Raw genomic sequence first — 17,543 nt, 5'->3', positions numbered from 1 at the left:
ATTCATATATAATACCTCCTTTTCACCTATATGATAGAATTTCTAGATGGAGTTCGTATGAAGAGGACATGTGGATTATGAATAGAAAAAGAAGCCTCATGCTGATGAGACTTCTTTTGGGAACTTTATAACAAACAATACACCATCATTCGTATTTTGCAACACATAGGAAACCTGGTGAATTTCCAATATGCGCTTTACAATAAATAATCCTAAGCCGCTGCCTCCCGTGTTCCGATTCCGTGATTTTTCGATTCGATAAAACGGCTGAAAAACCTTATCCAATTCTACTTCTTCGATTTGTACGCCTGTATTTAATATGCATAAAGCAATATGCTTTTGTTCTTCATATAAGCTTACCTGTACTCGTTCCTCTTGAGGCGAGTATTTAATTGCATTGTTTACAATATTATTAACTGCCTTTTCCAACAGCTTCTGATCCGCCAATACATGCAATCCATCTTGTAAATTTACTTGCATCTCAATGGATTTTGCAGTGCTGAAGTATTCTAAATGATGAATAATGTTCTTGACCATATTAGATAAATTCACCCGTCTAAGCTTCGGAGAAAAGTCGTACGTTTCAAGCCTAGAAACCTCCATCACCTCATTTACTAAGTTCTGCATATCTTGCATAATCGCTAGCGATCGTGTTAAATATTTATCTCGATCTTTATATACCCCTATTCCATAAATCATAGCTTCTATTTGTCCCATTACAGCTGTAATGGGAGACTTCAATTCATGAGAAATGGTAGCGATAAATTCTCTGCGTTTTCCTTCTATTTCTCGTTCCTTTTGAATATCATCTTGCAGCTTTTCATTTGCTTCCTGTAATTCAGACATCGTTTGCTGCAGGTTATACGATAATTCATTTAAGCTATTGGACAGCTCCCCAATTTCATCTAGAGAACGTATTTCACATATTTGCGTGAAATCCAAATTTGCCATACGCTTTGCCGTATGATTGATTTTCAGCAAAGGGTTAGCAATAACCCTTGCATACAGCAAAGCTCCGCCAACAGAGACCATAACAATGATAACGACGATGTAAGGAGTAAACATGAGTATAGCATTTGACGCTTCATCGATCGGCTGCAATGTTGCAGTAATGCTGGCGATGAAATTTCCGTTTGTAAAAGCGATAGGATTTTGGATTGTATAAACCACAGGAACCTCTTCTCCTCTTATTGATTGGAGTTCATTTCCTGCAACTACGGTTCCAGAGTAAGGTGGAGACGAACTTGAAATCGAAATATTAAATCCTTGTACAACATTTGAAGGAAAATAAATAACTTTACCATATTTATCATGTATGATGAGAGCTACATTATACTTTTGCACGAAGCTGTCCAGTTCGACTCTTGCATCTTCTATAGACATTTTCTCTACATCCTGCACGAGTTGTGCCGTTCCTTCTTTTAAGGTACTGGTCTTATATTTGTAATAATAAGACGGGAGAAAAAAATATAAAAGCAAATATATAAAGCTCGTTGTCACCACAAGCAAAGCGCTGGTAATAAGGAAAATTTTCAAGGTAATACCTTTTCGCCTCATCTTAAGCATCTAATTTGTATCCGATTCCTTTCAATGTTTTAATGTATGGGATCCCCAGCTTTTTTCGCAAATTTTTAATATGCGTATCAACTACTCTCGTCTCGCCATAAAAATCATATCCCCAAGCTTTGTCCAGTAAGTTTTCCCGCGTCAGCACTTTCCCGTTATTTTCTAATAAAACAGCTAAAATCTCGAACTCCTTCGTTGTTAATTCCACTTCCTCACCATTTACAGAAACTTTGTATCCTTCAAGGTCAACCATCATTTCTTTCAATTGAATCATCCGTGATGGAGAGAGCGAGCTATGCGTTCTACGCAACAGAGCTTCTACTCGTTTAATAAAGACATTAAAAGAAAAAGGTTTTGTAATATAATCATCAACTCCCAATTCGAATCCTTTAACCTGATCTTTCTCCTCTCCCAATGCTGTCAACATAATAATCGGTACCAAAGATTTATTGCGAATGATTTTGCAGATACTATATCCATCCATGTTTGGCAGCATCACATCTAGAATACAAAGATCATAATGACCGTTTTGAAACATTTGGATGCCTTCTATACCATCTTGTGCCGTGTTTACTTCGTAATCTTGAGAAATCAAAAACTCTCTAATTAACTCTTGAATATCTAAATCATCTTCAATCACTAATATTCTCTGATTCATGAACTCACCTACCTAAGAACAATATATATGTTTTATATATGGATTACAAAGTGATTTGAGGAATAGTTTAATGCAGTTAAAAATCATGTCATATTTATATTGATCGCGGAACTTTTTTCCGCGTCCCATCATACAAAATAAGTAGCCCTTGTAATGGAGTTGATATGTTCGAAAAGGTTCAGGTGCAAGAGATCTGTAAAACTAGGATATACTGATTCTACTACTCTAACCTTGTATCAAAAACATATGACAATTTTTAAGTATAAATAGTGACAAAATTAATTATTTTTTATGACAACATTAAATATAGCTCACAAATATAAATACGCATAAATACATACTAATACTAACTAACGAAAACTGCCCTTTAGTTGATCAACAAAAAAAGAGCTGCCGCCGCAACTCATCTTCAACTCAAGCACCCGTTAGCTTAAGTACATTCCTTCACAAAAGGACTATACGCCAAAGTGTATCATGTATTTATTTTCCTCTTTAGCCTTTATTATTTTAGAAGCTAACTGATTAAGTTCAGTAGAATTTTTATATATCGTTGAAGATGTAATCACATCATAAAACATTGATAAAGATTCAATTGGAATAATTGTAATTCCCCAGTAAGCTAACCCTAACTCTGGGCGCTCAAGCGAATGAAAGTAGGTTCTCATAATAGATAGCTGCTCATTTAAGTGAATAATAATTTCATCATCAACAGAAATACAATTATATTTTTGTGGTTCATAACCAATATTTCTTTTCACAGTTTCAATATTATCAATTATTCCAAATTCATGAACAGGCATTATTATCGACCTCCTGATACACATCGTATAATGCTTATTGGACTAAATAGCCCTTTAGTCAAAAAAAAAACGCCAAGATGGCAGCTGCGATCTTTAACTCTTGCACCCAGTTAGCTTAAGTACAATCCTTCACAATGAAAATTACTCTATATATTAACGTTTTCCTTTTAACGCATTTGCTGTTTCTTCCGATACAACTGTTAATAATCCAAAATGCTTTAATTTTTCCTGTCCAACTCCGTAATTTATCATTTCGAGTGATTTAACCGTTATCTTTATACGGTTATCCTCCTTTAAATACAGGAGGTCACCTTGTGTTAGAGTGCAGTCATTTTTTATTAATTCAACAATTAATAAAAAGCCCTTTCTGCCCGTATTTGTACTCTTTATTATTTCTTTAACTTCTACCTCGAACATAATCTTATCTCCCTTTTATATATAATTGCTTCAGGATGAACACTATTTCTACAAAGGTATTAATATTCCCTGCTTATTCAACTCCCGTTAATTTAATTGAAAACCATCACAATCTTTACTCTATATTTCAACATAAATATCAATTCTTTATTGAATACATTCCTCAACAATCTGGCCCTTAACATAAAGAAAGAGCACAATTCTTACTGCAGAATTGCGCCCGATTGTTGAGATGGTAATTAATAAAAAGCAGCATATTGTAGAAATAATTTATATTTTAGTTGTTTTCTTCTAACGCTTCTTTTTCTATTTTTAATTGCCCTGATGCTTTCTAAACTCCTCTCTATTTGTTACTTCCTCATTAAATCTATCTAAATTACTTACATCAATGAATTTATGCTCTTTAAACACCTTTGATATTAGTTTTATTATCTCATAATTATCTCGTATAAGTTTCTTTTTGGGCATATTGCTATCATTTTTACTCTGAACCCTTGTCGTAAAATATGCTACTAAGTCAGAAAGAGAACTGTAAAGGATTTCCGTTTTCATAAATATCTCATAGTGCCTGTAAATCGATATGTTAGAAAAAGGGAACGTTTCAAGTAATCCTACAATATTCTCTTGATGTAAAAGTCTTTTTTCAACTGTTAAGTTCTCCTGCTCTCGCCACATATGGACAATAAAGGTTCTTCCAAATTTCCAAATCATAAACTTGAGTATCTTAATCATAAGTTGCCATTGAAGTGAAATAAAAATTTGCTCATCATTTATTCCTTTTTTGTTTTGATACTCCTCAACTTCTGCTTTTGTTTTACAAATTGAAAAAGGAATCATTTCTATTTGCTTTACTAGCTTTGAATATTCATCAATGAAGTCATTAGTTTTACTTTTTAAAACTTTGCTTCTTCCAAATATTTCAGTGAAATGGAAACTATCAACATTATAGTTTTCAGCTAAAACTTCCAACTTTGGTTTTATGAACTTCTTACTATCTAGTTCCTGTTTACTAACAACAATTCCTGATACAGAATAATGATTATTCAATTTTGATTCATCCATTAGTATGTAAAATATTGGAGCTATATTTGTTACTGGCTTAAAGTAGTCATCTGGATAATGTCCAGTATATACCTTTAACAATTTTTCAAACTCACTGGCATTTGGTCTATCTGAACTTATAAAACTCAATGTGTTTGCTTTTAGTGGTGTACCTTTTCCACAACATTCCTTAAATTTTAACCCACTACCACATGGGCATACAGAGTTACTTGTTATTTTCTTAGATATAAGATCACCTCTTTTTACTTAAATCATTTAAGTTATAATGTATAGATACATAGTACTCAGAACTAACAAGATATATAACGTCTTGTTTCCTATTATTAAGTTACTTCCTTTAAAATTATATGGTAGATTTACTGATTTGCCTATGTCCCTCAGTAATTCATGGTAGAGTTTATATGGTTAAACATAACCCCGAGGTACAAACTGATTCCACAAACTGGCCCTATACCAAAAGAAAGAGCGCAATTCTTATTCCTGAATTGCGCCCTTTAATGGAATACATCTATAGAGAACCTAACCAGCTATTCCGTAAGCTAATAATATGAAATATACACAAACTGGCACTGCACCATTAAATAAAACGCCAATTACCCCCGATAACCACCTCTTAGAAATTACAGCAAAAATTATTCCGAGTAGTGAAAGAGAACCTAAAATAATAATTATTAACGGCAAATCTGCGTTTGGTCCTCTGAGAATAAAAAATGTAAGTAAGCTGATCAATACCATCAAGATTGATAAAACTCCAAATTTATTCATCTCAATCTCCCATTTAAGTATTTTGTTTTTACATCTAGTCCATAATCCTGCCCGTTAATTCATTTACAATTATTCCAAAGTTTGATAATTTGCACAATCATTCATTTCCAGAAAATGGCCTTAAAATGAAAAATGAGCGCATATCGTTGCTACAGGAAAGCGCCCTTTAATGAATAACGAAAATATGTGTTTAGTCCTAAAATCGATCATAGCTTGTTGGACTATCGCACCCGTTAGCCATCCATGAAGTGCAAAAATCAGCGCTTCACCACAGAGAATGAAAATGGTTTTAAACCGTCAATACTGATTCTACGGCTGGGAGAGGAAGGTCGATGAACTATGGTGCGTTAGAGCCCATCCGTTAGTCTGACTCCAACGACCACGGTGCACCACTGACTGTCGCTCCCTTACGGGAAGCACACATGGTAGATTAATCCTATTCTGGTTGCTGCACCAGCCTCCAATAATATTGTGAGCCGTAGAAAGGATGTTTTCAATGGAAATAGTCATTGAAAGAGCATGCGGTATGGATGTCCATAAGGACAATATTACTGCCTGTATTTTGACACCTGAAGGAAAGGAGATTCAAACGTTCTCTACTAAAACTGTTTTTCTTTTACAGTTGGTTGACTGGATTAAACAACATAATTGTACCCATGTCGCCATGAAGAGCACGAGTGTTTATTGGAAGCCGATTGTGAATTTACTAGAAGCTGAGGATATTGAGTTTTTAGTGGTGAATGCCCAACATATGAAGGCAGTTCCAGGACGAAAGACAGATGTGAAGGATGCGGAATGGATTGCCAAGCTTCTTCGCCATGTACTGCTTAAAGCCAGTTATATTCCTGACCGGAATCAACGTGAATTGCGTGAACTCGTTCGCTATCGTAGAAGTATTATTGAGGAGCGTGCCAGACAACATAACCGAATCCAAAAGGTGTTAGAAGGCGCGAACATTAAGTTGGGGTCGGTTGTTTCAGATGTGTTGGGTGTTTCAGCACGAGATATGCTTGATGCCATTGCCGATGGTGAGGAGGATCCTGAAAAATTAGCAAACTTTGCTCGGCGCACTATGAAAAAGAAAAAAGAAGAACTGGAACTCGCCCTAAAAGGATATATCAACTCACATCAACGCCTCATGTTAAAAACCATTTTAGGTCATATTGATTTTCTGACTGAGCAAATCGAGATGCTGGATCAGGAGGTTGCGGACAGAGTCAGCTCCCATCAAGAAGATGTGGCACGATTGGATTCCATTCCTGGTATAGCGACCAGAATGGCCGAGCAAATCCTATCAGAAATTGGAACTGATGTGAAAAAACAATTTCCCACTGCAGCTCATATGTGTTCTTGGGCAGGCTTGGTTCCTGGGCAAAACGAAAGTGCAGGGAAAAGAAAATCAGCCAAGACTAGAAAAGGAAATAAGTATTTAAGATCGGCGTTAACCGAAGCAGCACATTCAGTAAGAGGATCCAAAAACTATCTCGGAGCACTTTATAGGCGTACAGCATCACGAAAAGGCAAGAAACGTGCTGGTATTGTAGTCGCTCACGCAATGTTACGTATCTCATATTATCTCTTAACCCGAAAAGAAATGTATGTAGACTTAGGCGAAGACTACTTTGATAAGCAGAGACAACAATCAATTGTTCGGCATTCTCTGAGACGACTCAAAAGTTTAGGATACACCGTTACACTGGAAGAACCTAAAGCCTCTTAATCCAGTTCACTTAATTACCATAGATCAATGAAATTGGCGCTCTCCCCCTTTTTTAAAAAACGAATGAGCTGCGTCCTCTTCAGTATTGCCTTTTTCATGAATTACAGAAGTTAATTTTCATGGTAGTTTAAGTGAAACACTTCACAAATTAACTTATTATGATAGGCATCATTTGTGATAATTTCCTAAAACTCTTGTTGGACAACTATAAACTCAGTTCAATTTATTTAAATGTCAAACTAACTTTCATACGTTGATTACTAAATTTCCACTATATTGTTGAAGCTAATCGGATGCTACATTCTGGAATTTATTATTACACTACTCGAATTAGAAAGTTAAAAGTTATATCAAGGTCTTCTTCTGTATCAATGACTCGATAAAAGGTATTTAGCAAAAAAGGCAATATATCACGATTATTTGTCACCATATTTTTACAGGATAGATTACTGAAGGAAAAACCTCCATAACTCTGATTATTACTCTGATCTCCACCTTCATCTGTTCCTTCATTAGTTTTGATAGAAATATTTATATCTATCATTTCGTTAAACATTCCTTGACTAAACAGTGTTCTATTAATCCCTATTCCAGCAGGGAGAATTATCTCATTAGGAATTTCAATATTATTGGAAGTAGGAATTCGAGTCATATTTCCATTTACTGTTATATGAAACCAATATTCATCACTTCCTGTTGAATTGTTTTTTTGATTTACTATTAAATCTTTTAACTCGACAATAATTTTACAGGTCATTTTTTTCCTCCTTATTTATCCCTACACACTGACTTGTGACAAAATCATTCGAAATTTTAAAATTGCTTCTACATTATCTTTGCTTCTGACATCCATAGTTAACAATGTTGAAAAATAATTTCTACTTGGGATTTCAAATTCAAGAATGTTTTTAGCATCATCGTCAAATGCGGGGTCTTCTTCCAGTACTCTAACTGCAATTTTAATCTTAACCATTTCACTATCTAAAACTTGGGTATAAACATTTTCGTTAAAAGTTTTCTCTTGAGGAAACATAATGTGTTCATACTCACTTGCTATCGGAAAACGTTTATAAAATCCGTTAATATTTAAGGTAATAACATATTCATCCTCTAAATCAAGTGATTCATACCAATCATTAAATCTCCCCCCCATTAATACTGACTCAAGATTTATTCTTACTAGACATGCCATCTTACCACTTCTTCCTTTTATATTTATATCAAAAGTATTTTTAGGAGTTAATCAAAAAATATTCATTTAAAGTATCTTAAACTTATAATCCTTTCCTTTAATAAGAAGAAGCAGACTCATTGACTGCCTTTGTCATCAACATTTGCACCCATAAGAAAAATGAAAAAAGCTGTCAATTTGACAGACAGCCTACATTTAACAATATTGCTTTTTTTATTAATTTGGGTTAATTTTTATTTCGGAAAAAATCGCAGATAATTACTACTTCATTTACAATTTTCAGTACCCAGATGACACACTTTCCACATTCCTTCTTGAACTATCCTGCCAGTTAGCTCAACAAGCAAAAAGATCGCTGCAGCGATCCCCGTCTTTAACTCTTGCACCCGTTACTTTAAGTACAATTATTCACAAACATGCATTTCGGGTTAGTTATAAAAGAATAGGTGGAGAATAAGCTCCACCTATTCTTCACGTGTTTCACCTTGGTGAAACATAGTTTAATTAATAATAGGGAAAATACCGAAATACTCTTCTAATGTCAAATTATATTTCTTAATATCTTTTGCAATATCAGGGCCTACATAACGATGGTGCCAAGGCTCATATTTGTAGCCCGTCACATGTTCATTTCCTTTTGGATAACGCACAATATATCCAAAATCTATCTAGCCTTTCGTTTCTTTTGTATTGGCAAAGCAACCCATTGAGCTATTATTCTTCCGAGTTAAGGATCTGCACGTCGAAATTCGGTTCGATCGACATTTCCGGAAAGTCTTTTCGCCAATTCATAGACTTCCAAATGTTCGGATGGTATGCCTTTAATTGCTGTCCGATGCCGAGAACATCGCAATTCGCTTTTTGCAAAGTCTTAATCGTTGCCGCCGCATCTTCTTCCAGATGTTTGCCCAGTTCTTTTTCCATACGATTAACGTATTCGGGCTTAAATGGTTGAACTGACTCGCCAAATTTGAATACATAAATTCGCATGCGGACTCCGATGCTGACTTTCGGCAATTCGCCCGATTCGGGGTGGGTGATAATCTTTGAATTTAACTTTTTGACGGAAAACCCGTAATCGCTTTTTTTGTCCTCATCTTTTCTCGACATATTTCCGGTATACCTTTTATTTCCACTGTACTTCTCTAACATCAACATCAACATTTGGACTTGGTCTTTGTCTAGCTCCTTACCAGTATACGTACCTTGACGGAATAATAGGGCGCCGTCTAATTCCATGGACGAGTTAGATGGTTTCAGCAAAGGCAACGCCATATCTTCCAATGGTTCTTTTCGTGATAGTATTAATTTCATTAGGGTAACTTCTGGTGCAATTCCATTCTTTTCTATAGACAAAACAAAATCGGACAAACCTCTTGTAAATTCTTTATTAGTGCCTATTTTACTTTTCAAAAGCTTCGACATGTTCCCATTTATAATAACTACGGGAGAATTGCTCGCCGTATATGGGGCTTTAAGTATAAAAGTAAGCTCTTGAACTGGATCATCCGATGCGAAACTCTTACTTATAAAATAGATTCCCGTGTGCATCCCAAAGAAAGGACCTTGTTCTGTATATTGACCTTGTTCCACAGCTTCGACTAAACTATGTCCTTTTAGCACCGTTATCTTAGGGGACGGCTCCCCACTACCTTGACCGACATTTTTAAGCTTCGTGACGACATAATTGAGCACAATGTCACCATTCTCCTTGTCCTGGTCGATACCAGCTATATCAACTATATGAAGAGTTTTCAGCGGTAATCGATCCCAACAACCGGTCAAGAGGAGCACCAACAAAATTGCAATTGCCGCTTTTTTCATCCTCCCACCGCCTTTCCCCGTGCCAAAGAAATGAGAAGCAGAATTGTCGGCACAATAGCAATTATAATCGCAGTAGCAATATTATGATAGTCGGAAAATCGGGACTGCCATTGCCGGTCGTAGCCACCTAATCCGAATCCGAAGCAAACAACCGCTAAAATCCATACCAAAAAAGGATGGTAGCGGATTTCTTTACCTCCAATGAACGCCAGATAACGGGCGGACAAAAACAAATAAACATACACCGTTACCGTAACCACAGAAAGCCAAATCGTTAAAAATAGAATATCGAGGCTTTGAACGACTGGCCATCTGAATTTACGGAGAATAAACACCAACGGCTCCGGGATGGACTTCAATTGACTTTCGCTGAAGTTGTAAGTAGCAATGACTGTTATCAACATATAAAAAAAGGTCGTAAATCCATTGGCGGCCGACATTGCCATTACGATATCCTTCTTCTTGCGGGATTTTACAAATGGAAAAGCGTACAGGAGAAGCTCATATCCCGAGTACAACCAAAACGAAGGGACAGCACCCTTTATAAGCGGTCCGATCCCGTGAGTACCTATTGGAAAAAAATGACGTAAGTCCCCTTTTCCCATTCCACTTATTATTATGATCACAAAGCAAATCAGAAACAAAAGCATAATCATCTGCGTAATTGTAGCCATTGACCGGAGAGTAGATGAAGCGATATACGCTCCAATTGTGAAAGATACTCCGATTAACACAAACCAGGGAGTCTCAAATAACACCCAGCGGCTGATGACATCAGAATAAGAGATAGTAACCATAAAAATATTTTCCGCGAAGTACGCAGCAAACAAGAAGTTCATGACCGATCCTAACGGCTTTCCAACAATAGCAGATATATATTGTGGCAACGGCCGATCGGAATATCTCTTTCCAAGTTGATAGATGATCAGTATGACCGCTTGAGCAATCACTCCCCCGATCAATATGGACAGCCACGAGTCGTTGCCCGAGTAGCGGATTTGGGCGTAAGGGATCGTTAAAACGCTAACGCCGACTTGGGTCAGAATAACGAGGCAAATAAGCTGGTTGATAGATATTTTTTCTAAGTGAATCATTCTGTCCTCTCCCTTCGAGCACTTATTCTCATTTCGTCTTTTGCCAAGCTTTCCTTCGGGCGTTTTTTCAAGCTCCTGATTGGTCCTCTGAACAATGTATCCTTGATCGTATCGCCGCTAATCCCCGCGTAAAAGTACGGTATGCCCATCGTGTTTATACGGGCCAAGTGCGTCAGCACTAAGAGGTATGAAAGCTCCAAGCCGATCAGTCCGAAAATCGAGGACATGACAATGAACGGGAATGACAATAACCGGGCCGCACTGCTCATTTCGTAGGAAGGAATAAGAAAAGAAGAAATAGCAGTAAGTGCCACAATGACGACCATCATATTGGAGATTAGATTGGACTCAACGACGGTGGCTCCGATTACGATAGCGCCGACAACTCCGACCGTATTGGAGATTGAGCTTGGGAGACGGACGGTCGCCTCTCGCAAGATTTCGAGTATGACCAGCATAGTTACCGCTTCGAGTACGGGTGGCATCGCGATGTATTGCATAGAGCTTTGCAGCGTCAGTGCGAACTCGAACGGGAGAATACGTGGATCGAAAGTGACAAGGGCCACGTAAGCGCCAGGCAAGCTGATCGTGATAATAAAGCATAAGATCCGAAGAAACCGTATGAAGCTGCCGAACAGCCAGCCAATATGGTAATCGTCGGGGGTTTGGAAGAACGCCCAGAACGAAACCGGAACGATCAGGCAATCTGGCGAACCGTCGGTTATAATCGCGATTTTCCCATCCATCAGGTAAGATCTTACCCGGTCCGGTCTTTCGGTAACAAGCATTTTGGGAAACATCGAGAATTTTTTGTCTTCGATCATTTCTTGAATAAACCCGGGTGCTTCGACGTAATCAATGTCGATGCTGTCGATCCTTCGATCAAACTCCTTTAGGACATCTTCGTTGGCTAGAGACCGTAAGTAAAGTACGGCAACTTTTGTATTCGACCTGCGGCCAACCTGATAGTATTTTACGACAAGATCGGGCGACGCGATCTGCTTGCGCATCAAATTGAGATTCGTATCCAGGTTTTCGATCAACGCTTGGTTGGAACCGCGCAGTACCCGTTCGTTCAACGGAATATTTACCGCGCGTTCTTTATCAAGCTCGGTTCCAAGCAAATAGAACTTGGCTTCGCCTTCAATTTGAACAACCGTCTTCCCCGTGACGAGCGCTGTCGACGCAACCGTAATAAGGCCGGTCTCACCATATTCTAGAATGGACACAGCTTCACGTACGCTAACGTCCGCGTTGCCAAGCAATGGGCGGATAATGTGTTCCTGTACCACAGCAAGCTCGATCATTGTATCCAAATAAAAAAGCCGAAAATGTCGGTCGCCGGCCACGAAATCGCTCGATTTGAAGTCTGAGCTATGGAATAGTATTTCCTGCAGCGACTTCTCGTTTTTGTCTAGTGATCGGTCGGCTTTCATTAAAGGTACCTCTTTTCTCTAAATCGGAAATTTTTACATATTTTACCCACAATTTCTTTTCCTATTCTGTTGTAAAAGCTATTGAAATGAACATTTCGCTGCATCGAGTGGCAGCTATATTTTTTGCATATTAATTAGAATGTCTTCTTAAGTATTACTTCACAAGACGCTCCATTTTTCTAAATATACTAAATGTTTTTAATAATGCAGAATGTTATCTAGTAGTTGTTTTTTGGGGCAAATTTGCCAAGGAGGATATTAGTTATGTATGAGGGGAAAATCATCAAGTTTTATCGTGAGAAATACAAACTAACTCAAGAGCAATTGGGAAAAATATATGTTCTCGCAGGGGTTCCTGAAAAGAGTTTCCCATTTGTTAATGTATTATTTTCTTAAACTCCCTCAGTTTGATACGAATATCTCTCGAATGCTCCCTTATTCGCAGGATTTCATACCCATTGTAATTGGATTTACGTGTAATTGAAATGAGTTCAGATCATTTTGGCCTCGTGAAGGCATAGTTAAATAAAGGAGCCAGCTACCGCTCCATATTTTACCATATAATGTACATCTCCACGCCGCCCCTGGAGGCTTTCCCTCCCATGTCTCAACGGGTCAATTGCCCTCTCATTCCTTCGTCATGCCTATCCAAGGGGTGGAGGCCAGTTATGCTAACCTGATGGGTCACAGTGCCCTTTTGTTGAAGAAACCTGGTACTCCGTACATATTTGAAATCCTACGAATAAGACAACATTCAAAATTTAAGTTAACTATTATAAATGATACATTTTATAATCTAATGTTTTATTTCTATGCTGCTAAAGGGATTAATACTTGGACTTTAGTTGGACAGTAGGACTCATTTCGTCGTGCTATTCCTACAAAAATTCTTGCTAGTTTACCTATCAATTTCATTATTGACTTCATTTTCTTTATCTTCTTGACCTTCACATTATAGGAATGGAGGGCTTTAAACTCAGGGTTATTCATCACAAGGCTCATAGTTGCTAAGTAGAGGAATCGTCGCAGTCTGGACCTTCCACGCTTTGAAATGACAATCTGACCTTTCCATTTGCCTGAACTTGCTTCAGCTAGATGTAATCCCGCATGACGTAATAGAGAGTTTCCGTGAGAGAAACCACTTAGATCTCCTGATTCTCCTAGTATTCCGGCTAATGAAATTTCACTTATTCCTTTAATCATAAGTAGTTTTTTTGCAAATGGTATTTTGTAGAGAACTTCTTTAACTTGTTGTTCAACTCTTTCGAGTTGTTTTACAGCGAGGTCATATTCCTCTAATAATTGTTCTAAATGGAATTTATAAGCATCTAGAGCTTGTCCAGTCCCAATAGAGGATTTTGCTAGATTGATTAGTGATTGAGCCTTCTTGGGTCCTGGTTGTCGCTTCATTAAAGACTTCCAACCCCTCATGACATCTAGTGTTTCAAGTGAAGATATTTCATCTGGTGTAGGAAATAGCCTAAGGGTTGCGATGGCCCCTTTGCACGTAACATCTTTAAACACTTGTCTCAGTTCTGGAAAGACCAGATCCACCCATCGATTTACTTGATTAATAGACATCACGAGACGTTTAACAATTACATCACGGTTAGAAATTAGAACTCTAAGTTTCTCAAATGATTCTGATGTTGGACGAACAAAGGAATAATAGCCGTTTTTCACCATATCTGCTATAACGAGGGCATCTTTTTTATCACTCTTCGATTGTGTATTGTCACGATTCTCTTTATTTCTTTTTACTAAGTGGGGATTCACAGTAACTACCTCAATGTTTTGTTTATCCAGCCATTTTGAAAGGTTAATCCAGTAGTGTCCTGTAGGTTCCATACCCACTATTGCTGCATCTAAGTTTTTTAATCTTTGTAAATCTTGAATCCAGTTTAATAGTTTAACGAACCCCTCTTCATTATTTTCAAATGTAATAGGGGCTCCAACTACGATTCCACGGAAGTTAACTGCTCTTGCAACATGTAGTTGTTGAGCGATATCCACACCAACAATAAGATGTGTATCGGAAATTCTTTCTATTAGTTGATTTTGTTTGTCTTGCATTTTAAAATTCATAGTAGGGTCTCCTCCTTAAGACTTGAGTTAGATTGGGCTCTATACTCGTATCTTACTGAGGGGCTCTATTTTTTTCAAACCTGATATTTAACGATCTACAGGAATGCTAACCTGCCAGTTAGTTTAAGTGAAGTTCTTCACATTCTATTACTAAGGAGTAAAATCATGACTGATATAAGTAGAATGAAAATGGATAAATATTGTCAATACTGTTTCTAAAGTATTGGAGGTCAAATAAAAATGGTTAATATGTCATCCTCTATAGTGACATTGCAAGTTGAAGAAATTCATTTCCTAAGGAGGCTACAAATTGGCCGGTAATGGATCTATTAGACAAAGAGGAAAAGATAGTTGGGAGCTTACAGTTTCCCTTGGTAGAGGCCCAGAGGGTAAATACATAAAAAGGACTAAAAACGTTAAAGCAAAAAACAAAACACTAGCTAAAGAAATGTTGAGACAGTTTATATACGAAGTGGAAACTGGTCAATACACTAGTTTAGGAAATGTTTATTTTAGAGATCTAGTGGCCTTGTGGCGTGAAAAACATGCATCCAACCTTGCTATTAGAACACAGCAAGGATACGAGTCCAACTTGAAACTACGGATTCTTCCCTACTTTGGTCATTTGAAGTTGTCAAATATAAAAAAAATCATATTCAAAATTTCTTTGATGAACTGAAAAAAAATAACATAAGAATTGATGGTAATGAAAAAAAACTTTCAAATTCACATATAAACAATCATCACATTCTTTTGGGAAGTATTTTTTCTTTTGCTGTAGACAGAGGTTATATGAAAGATAGTCCTATTAAGGGAATTAAGAAATTAAAAATTGAGCAAAAGCGAAAAAATGTTTTCCATAAACAAGATTTAATTTTATTAATGGACTCCCTGAATAGCGAGCCCCTTTTGTGGAGAGTACTGGTTACTCTTGCTGTTATTTCTGGAGCAAGAGAAGGTGAAATAGTTGCATTAGAATGGAAGCATATTGATTATGAAAAAAATACTATAAAAATTGAACAATCGTTAACTTTAAAAACAGGGGAAGGTGTAAAGGTAAAATCAACAAAAACAGACAGAACAAGGGTGGTAAGTATACCTTCCTCAATTATGAAATTACTTAAAGAATTGCAGTTAGAAAAAGATGTGGAACAAATTAATGCTGAGGATAAATGGGTAAACTGTAGGTCGGAGGTTCGAATCCTCTCTGGGACGTCTAAAAACCCTTGCATAGCAAGGGTTTTTCTGTTTTAACTGTTATAGCTATACATAATAAACAGATAGTTTGCCGCCAAAATGCCACCAAACTCAACTTATTGCTACCAAATAGCACAAATTACTTTGTTGTTTATATCCGTACTTTGCAAATGTAATTCACAGTGCGATTTACAATTATTTAATACGTATTTATGCTGCTTTTGCTTTCTTAATAGTCGTTTCCTTATTAACTTTTAATTTTTCAAAAACGCTTCCTATTGTTAAACCAAGCAAACCAGGAATCACCCAGCCGAAGCCATTATTTTGCAAAGGAATATTTGATAATACATCTGAAAATGAACCATTTAAAAATGTGGAATTGATGATTTCAATTAAGCTAAATAGTCCGACAAGGCCGATTGTCATGACATATACCGGTCGATTATTAAAAGGTAATCTCTCATGTAATAGACCTAAAATGATTAATGTTATTGCCATTGGATACACTAAGCCGAGCACTGGGACAGATACTTTTAATATTTGAGAGAGACCAAGATTTGCTACAAAACCACTGATCACACATAAAAGGATTGCCCATTTTATATAAGATAATTTTGGGAAAATACTTGAAAAATATTGAGCGCATGATGTGATTAATCCTATACAAACACATAAACATGCAAGTGTAAAAATTAATCCTAAAACAATTATTCCACTCTGTCCAAACAATTGCTGTAATACAGTACTTAAAACAATCGCTCCATTATCAACTTTTCCTGGTATTGAAGCGGAAGCTCCTAAGTACGCAATAATAAAATAACAAATAGTTAAAAGCAGACCGCAAATAAGTCCAATTATTGCTAAATATTTAACTTGTATTGATTGCTTGGTTATTTTTTTACTCTTAAAAATATTAGTAAATATAATTCCGTAAATTAATGCTCCAATGGCATCCATTGTTTGATATCCATCTAAAAATCCTTGAGATATGGGATTCTCTTTATAGGATAAAGTAGCTTCTTTAAAGCTGGATAAATCAGTAAATAAAGCTTTGATAAAAACGATCATGATTAATACTAATAAAGAAGGTGTTAAAATCTTTCCAAATCTGTCTACTAATTTAGATGGAGATTTTGCAAACCAAAAGACGATACTAAAAAATACTATTGTATAAACCAAAAGTGCGATGGGTGAAGACTCGATTGCATTTGGTAAAAAGGGCTTAACTCCCATTTCATAAGCAAGACTGCCTGCACGCGGAATTGCAAGTCCAGGTCCTATTGACAAATAAATCGCCATGGGAAATAGTAAAGCAAAAATAGGATTAACTCTATTAGTTAAAGCATCGAATGTTCCTGATTTTGCAATCGCTATAAAAGCTAATACTGTAAGACCCGCATCAGAAATAATAAACCCACTAACCGCTTGCCATACATTTTCTCCAGCAGCTTGTCCCAAATAGGCAGGGAAAATTAAATTTCCAGCACCGAATAACATTGAAAATAACATAAACCCGATGAACATGACTTCTCTTTTGGTTAATTTATTCAAACAATTCACCTCAATTGAATATTGTTATATGAAAATACTTAATTATTCTAGCAAGTATCCGTTATTTTGAGTATTAAATAATAAAAAGTACTAATATATTTCACTAAATTAGAAAGAGTCCCCTAAGCAAGCATTTTTTTCCTCTTCAAAATTAATCAACCTAAAAAGATGATACA

18 protein-coding genes and 1 pseudogene are annotated in these 17,543 nt (G+C 36.5%); 4 read left to right on the top strand and 15 right to left on the bottom strand.

Annotated elements, in window-relative coordinates; translation table 11 throughout:
• Positions 1-96: 96 nt before the first annotated feature.
• The 7 genes and pseudogenes from QNH20_RS10025 to QNH20_RS10000 form a co-directional block, all read right to left on the bottom strand.
• Entirely contained in the window at positions 97-1,383 is a 1,287-nt protein-coding gene (locus QNH20_RS10025; RefSeq protein ID WP_283922740.1) for a sensor histidine kinase, read from the bottom strand.
• 175 nt (positions 1,384-1,558) lie between these two features.
• Positions 1,559-2,224, bottom strand: a complete 666-nt coding sequence (locus QNH20_RS10020; RefSeq protein ID WP_283922739.1) for a response regulator transcription factor — start codon at positions 2,222-2,224, stop codon at positions 1,559-1,561.
• A gap of 455 nt (positions 2,225-2,679) precedes the next feature.
• Positions 2,680-3,024, bottom strand: a complete 345-nt coding sequence (locus QNH20_RS10015; RefSeq protein ID WP_283922738.1) for a short-chain dehydrogenase — start codon at positions 3,022-3,024, stop codon at positions 2,680-2,682.
• A 153-nt stretch (positions 3,025-3,177) separates the two neighbouring features.
• Positions 3,178-3,441: a hypothetical protein gene (locus QNH20_RS10010; protein WP_283922737.1), complete on the bottom strand. Its 264-nt coding sequence runs from the start codon at positions 3,439-3,441 to the stop codon at positions 3,178-3,180.
• Positions 3,442-3,753: 312 nt separating this feature from the next.
• Complete coding sequence (locus QNH20_RS10005; protein ID WP_283922736.1) at positions 3,754-4,584, bottom strand: hypothetical protein; 831 nt, start codon at positions 4,582-4,584, stop codon at positions 3,754-3,756.
• A 72-nt stretch (positions 4,585-4,656) separates the two neighbouring features.
• A pseudogene (locus QNH20_RS26940) lies at positions 4,657-4,719 on the bottom strand (SEC-C metal-binding domain-containing protein); the annotation flags it as partial.
• 303 nt (positions 4,720-5,022) lie between these two features.
• Positions 5,023-5,268, bottom strand: coding sequence for a hypothetical protein (locus QNH20_RS10000; RefSeq protein WP_283922735.1), 246 nt, complete (start codon positions 5,266-5,268; stop codon positions 5,023-5,025).
• A 496-nt stretch (positions 5,269-5,764) separates the two neighbouring features.
• On the opposite strand from QNH20_RS10000, the gene QNH20_RS09995 reads away from it, so the two are divergent.
• Positions 5,765-6,988, top strand: coding sequence for an IS110 family RNA-guided transposase (locus QNH20_RS09995; protein ID WP_283922734.1), 1,224 nt, complete (start codon positions 5,765-5,767; stop codon positions 6,986-6,988).
• 316 nt (positions 6,989-7,304) lie between these two features.
• On the opposite strand, the gene QNH20_RS09990 is transcribed toward QNH20_RS09995, so the two are convergent.
• From QNH20_RS09990 to QNH20_RS09965, 6 genes are all read right to left on the bottom strand, one after another.
• Positions 7,305-7,745 carry a hypothetical protein gene (locus QNH20_RS09990; RefSeq protein ID WP_283922733.1) on the bottom strand — a complete coding sequence of 147 codons (441 nt, stop codon included), beginning with the start codon at positions 7,743-7,745 and terminating at the stop codon, positions 7,305-7,307.
• Positions 7,746-7,766: 21 nt separating this feature from the next.
• Entirely contained in the window at positions 7,767-8,180 is a 414-nt protein-coding gene (locus tag QNH20_RS09985; protein ID WP_283922732.1) for a hypothetical protein, read from the bottom strand.
• Between the two features lie 500 nt (positions 8,181-8,680).
• Entirely contained in the window at positions 8,681-8,833 is a 153-nt protein-coding gene (locus tag QNH20_RS09980; RefSeq protein ID WP_283923385.1) for a D-alanyl-D-alanine carboxypeptidase family protein, read from the bottom strand.
• Positions 8,834-8,894: 61 nt separating this feature from the next.
• Entirely contained in the window at positions 8,895-10,004 is a 1,110-nt protein-coding gene (locus QNH20_RS09975) for a Ger(x)C family spore germination protein (RefSeq protein WP_283922731.1), read from the bottom strand.
• Positions 10,001-11,098 (bottom strand): GerAB/ArcD/ProY family transporter, encoded by a 1,098-nt coding sequence (locus tag QNH20_RS09970; protein ID WP_283922730.1) that lies wholly within the window; start codon positions 11,096-11,098, stop codon positions 10,001-10,003. Before QNH20_RS09970 ends, QNH20_RS09975 begins: the two co-directional genes overlap by 4 nt.
• Positions 11,095-12,534: a spore germination protein gene (locus QNH20_RS09965; protein WP_283922729.1), complete on the bottom strand. Its 1,440-nt coding sequence runs from the start codon at positions 12,532-12,534 to the stop codon at positions 11,095-11,097. The genes QNH20_RS09970 and QNH20_RS09965 overlap by 4 nt, the downstream gene beginning before the upstream one ends.
• Before the next feature lie 264 nt (positions 12,535-12,798).
• Between QNH20_RS09965 and QNH20_RS09960 the strand changes: the two genes are divergently transcribed.
• Positions 12,799-12,930 (top strand): helix-turn-helix domain-containing protein, encoded by a 132-nt coding sequence (locus QNH20_RS09960; protein ID WP_283922728.1) that lies wholly within the window; start codon positions 12,799-12,801, stop codon positions 12,928-12,930.
• 414 nt (positions 12,931-13,344) lie between these two features.
• Here QNH20_RS09960 and QNH20_RS09955 read toward each other — a convergent pair whose 3' ends face one another.
• Positions 13,345-14,619, bottom strand: coding sequence for an IS110 family RNA-guided transposase (locus QNH20_RS09955; protein WP_283922727.1), 1,275 nt, complete (start codon positions 14,617-14,619; stop codon positions 13,345-13,347).
• Between the two features lie 310 nt (positions 14,620-14,929).
• On the opposite strand from QNH20_RS09955, the gene QNH20_RS09950 reads away from it, so the two are divergent.
• Positions 14,930-15,298 carry a tyrosine-type recombinase/integrase gene (locus QNH20_RS09950; RefSeq protein WP_283922726.1) on the top strand — a complete coding sequence of 123 codons (369 nt, stop codon included), beginning with the start codon at positions 14,930-14,932 and terminating at the stop codon, positions 15,296-15,298.
• Between the two features lie 74 nt (positions 15,299-15,372).
• Entirely contained in the window at positions 15,373-15,873 is a 501-nt protein-coding gene (locus tag QNH20_RS09945) for a site-specific integrase (protein ID WP_283922725.1), read from the top strand.
• Positions 15,874-16,026: 153 nt separating this feature from the next.
• Here the strand turns inward: QNH20_RS09945 and brnQ are convergent, their stop codons facing one another.
• The gene (gene brnQ, locus QNH20_RS09940) at positions 16,027-17,367 is read right to left on the bottom strand and encodes a branched-chain amino acid transport system II carrier protein (protein WP_283922724.1); all 1,341 of its coding nucleotides are present in this window, start codon (positions 17,365-17,367) and stop codon (positions 16,027-16,029) included.
• Between the last annotated feature and the right edge of the window lie 176 nt (positions 17,368-17,543).

It is taken from the genome of Neobacillus sp. WH10, assembly GCF_030123405.1.
Lineage (GTDB): Bacteria > Bacillota > Bacilli > Bacillales > Cytobacillaceae > Neobacillus.
The sequence above is the reverse complement of the archived record's forward strand: the minus strand, read 5'-3'. Positions and strand labels throughout refer to the sequence as shown.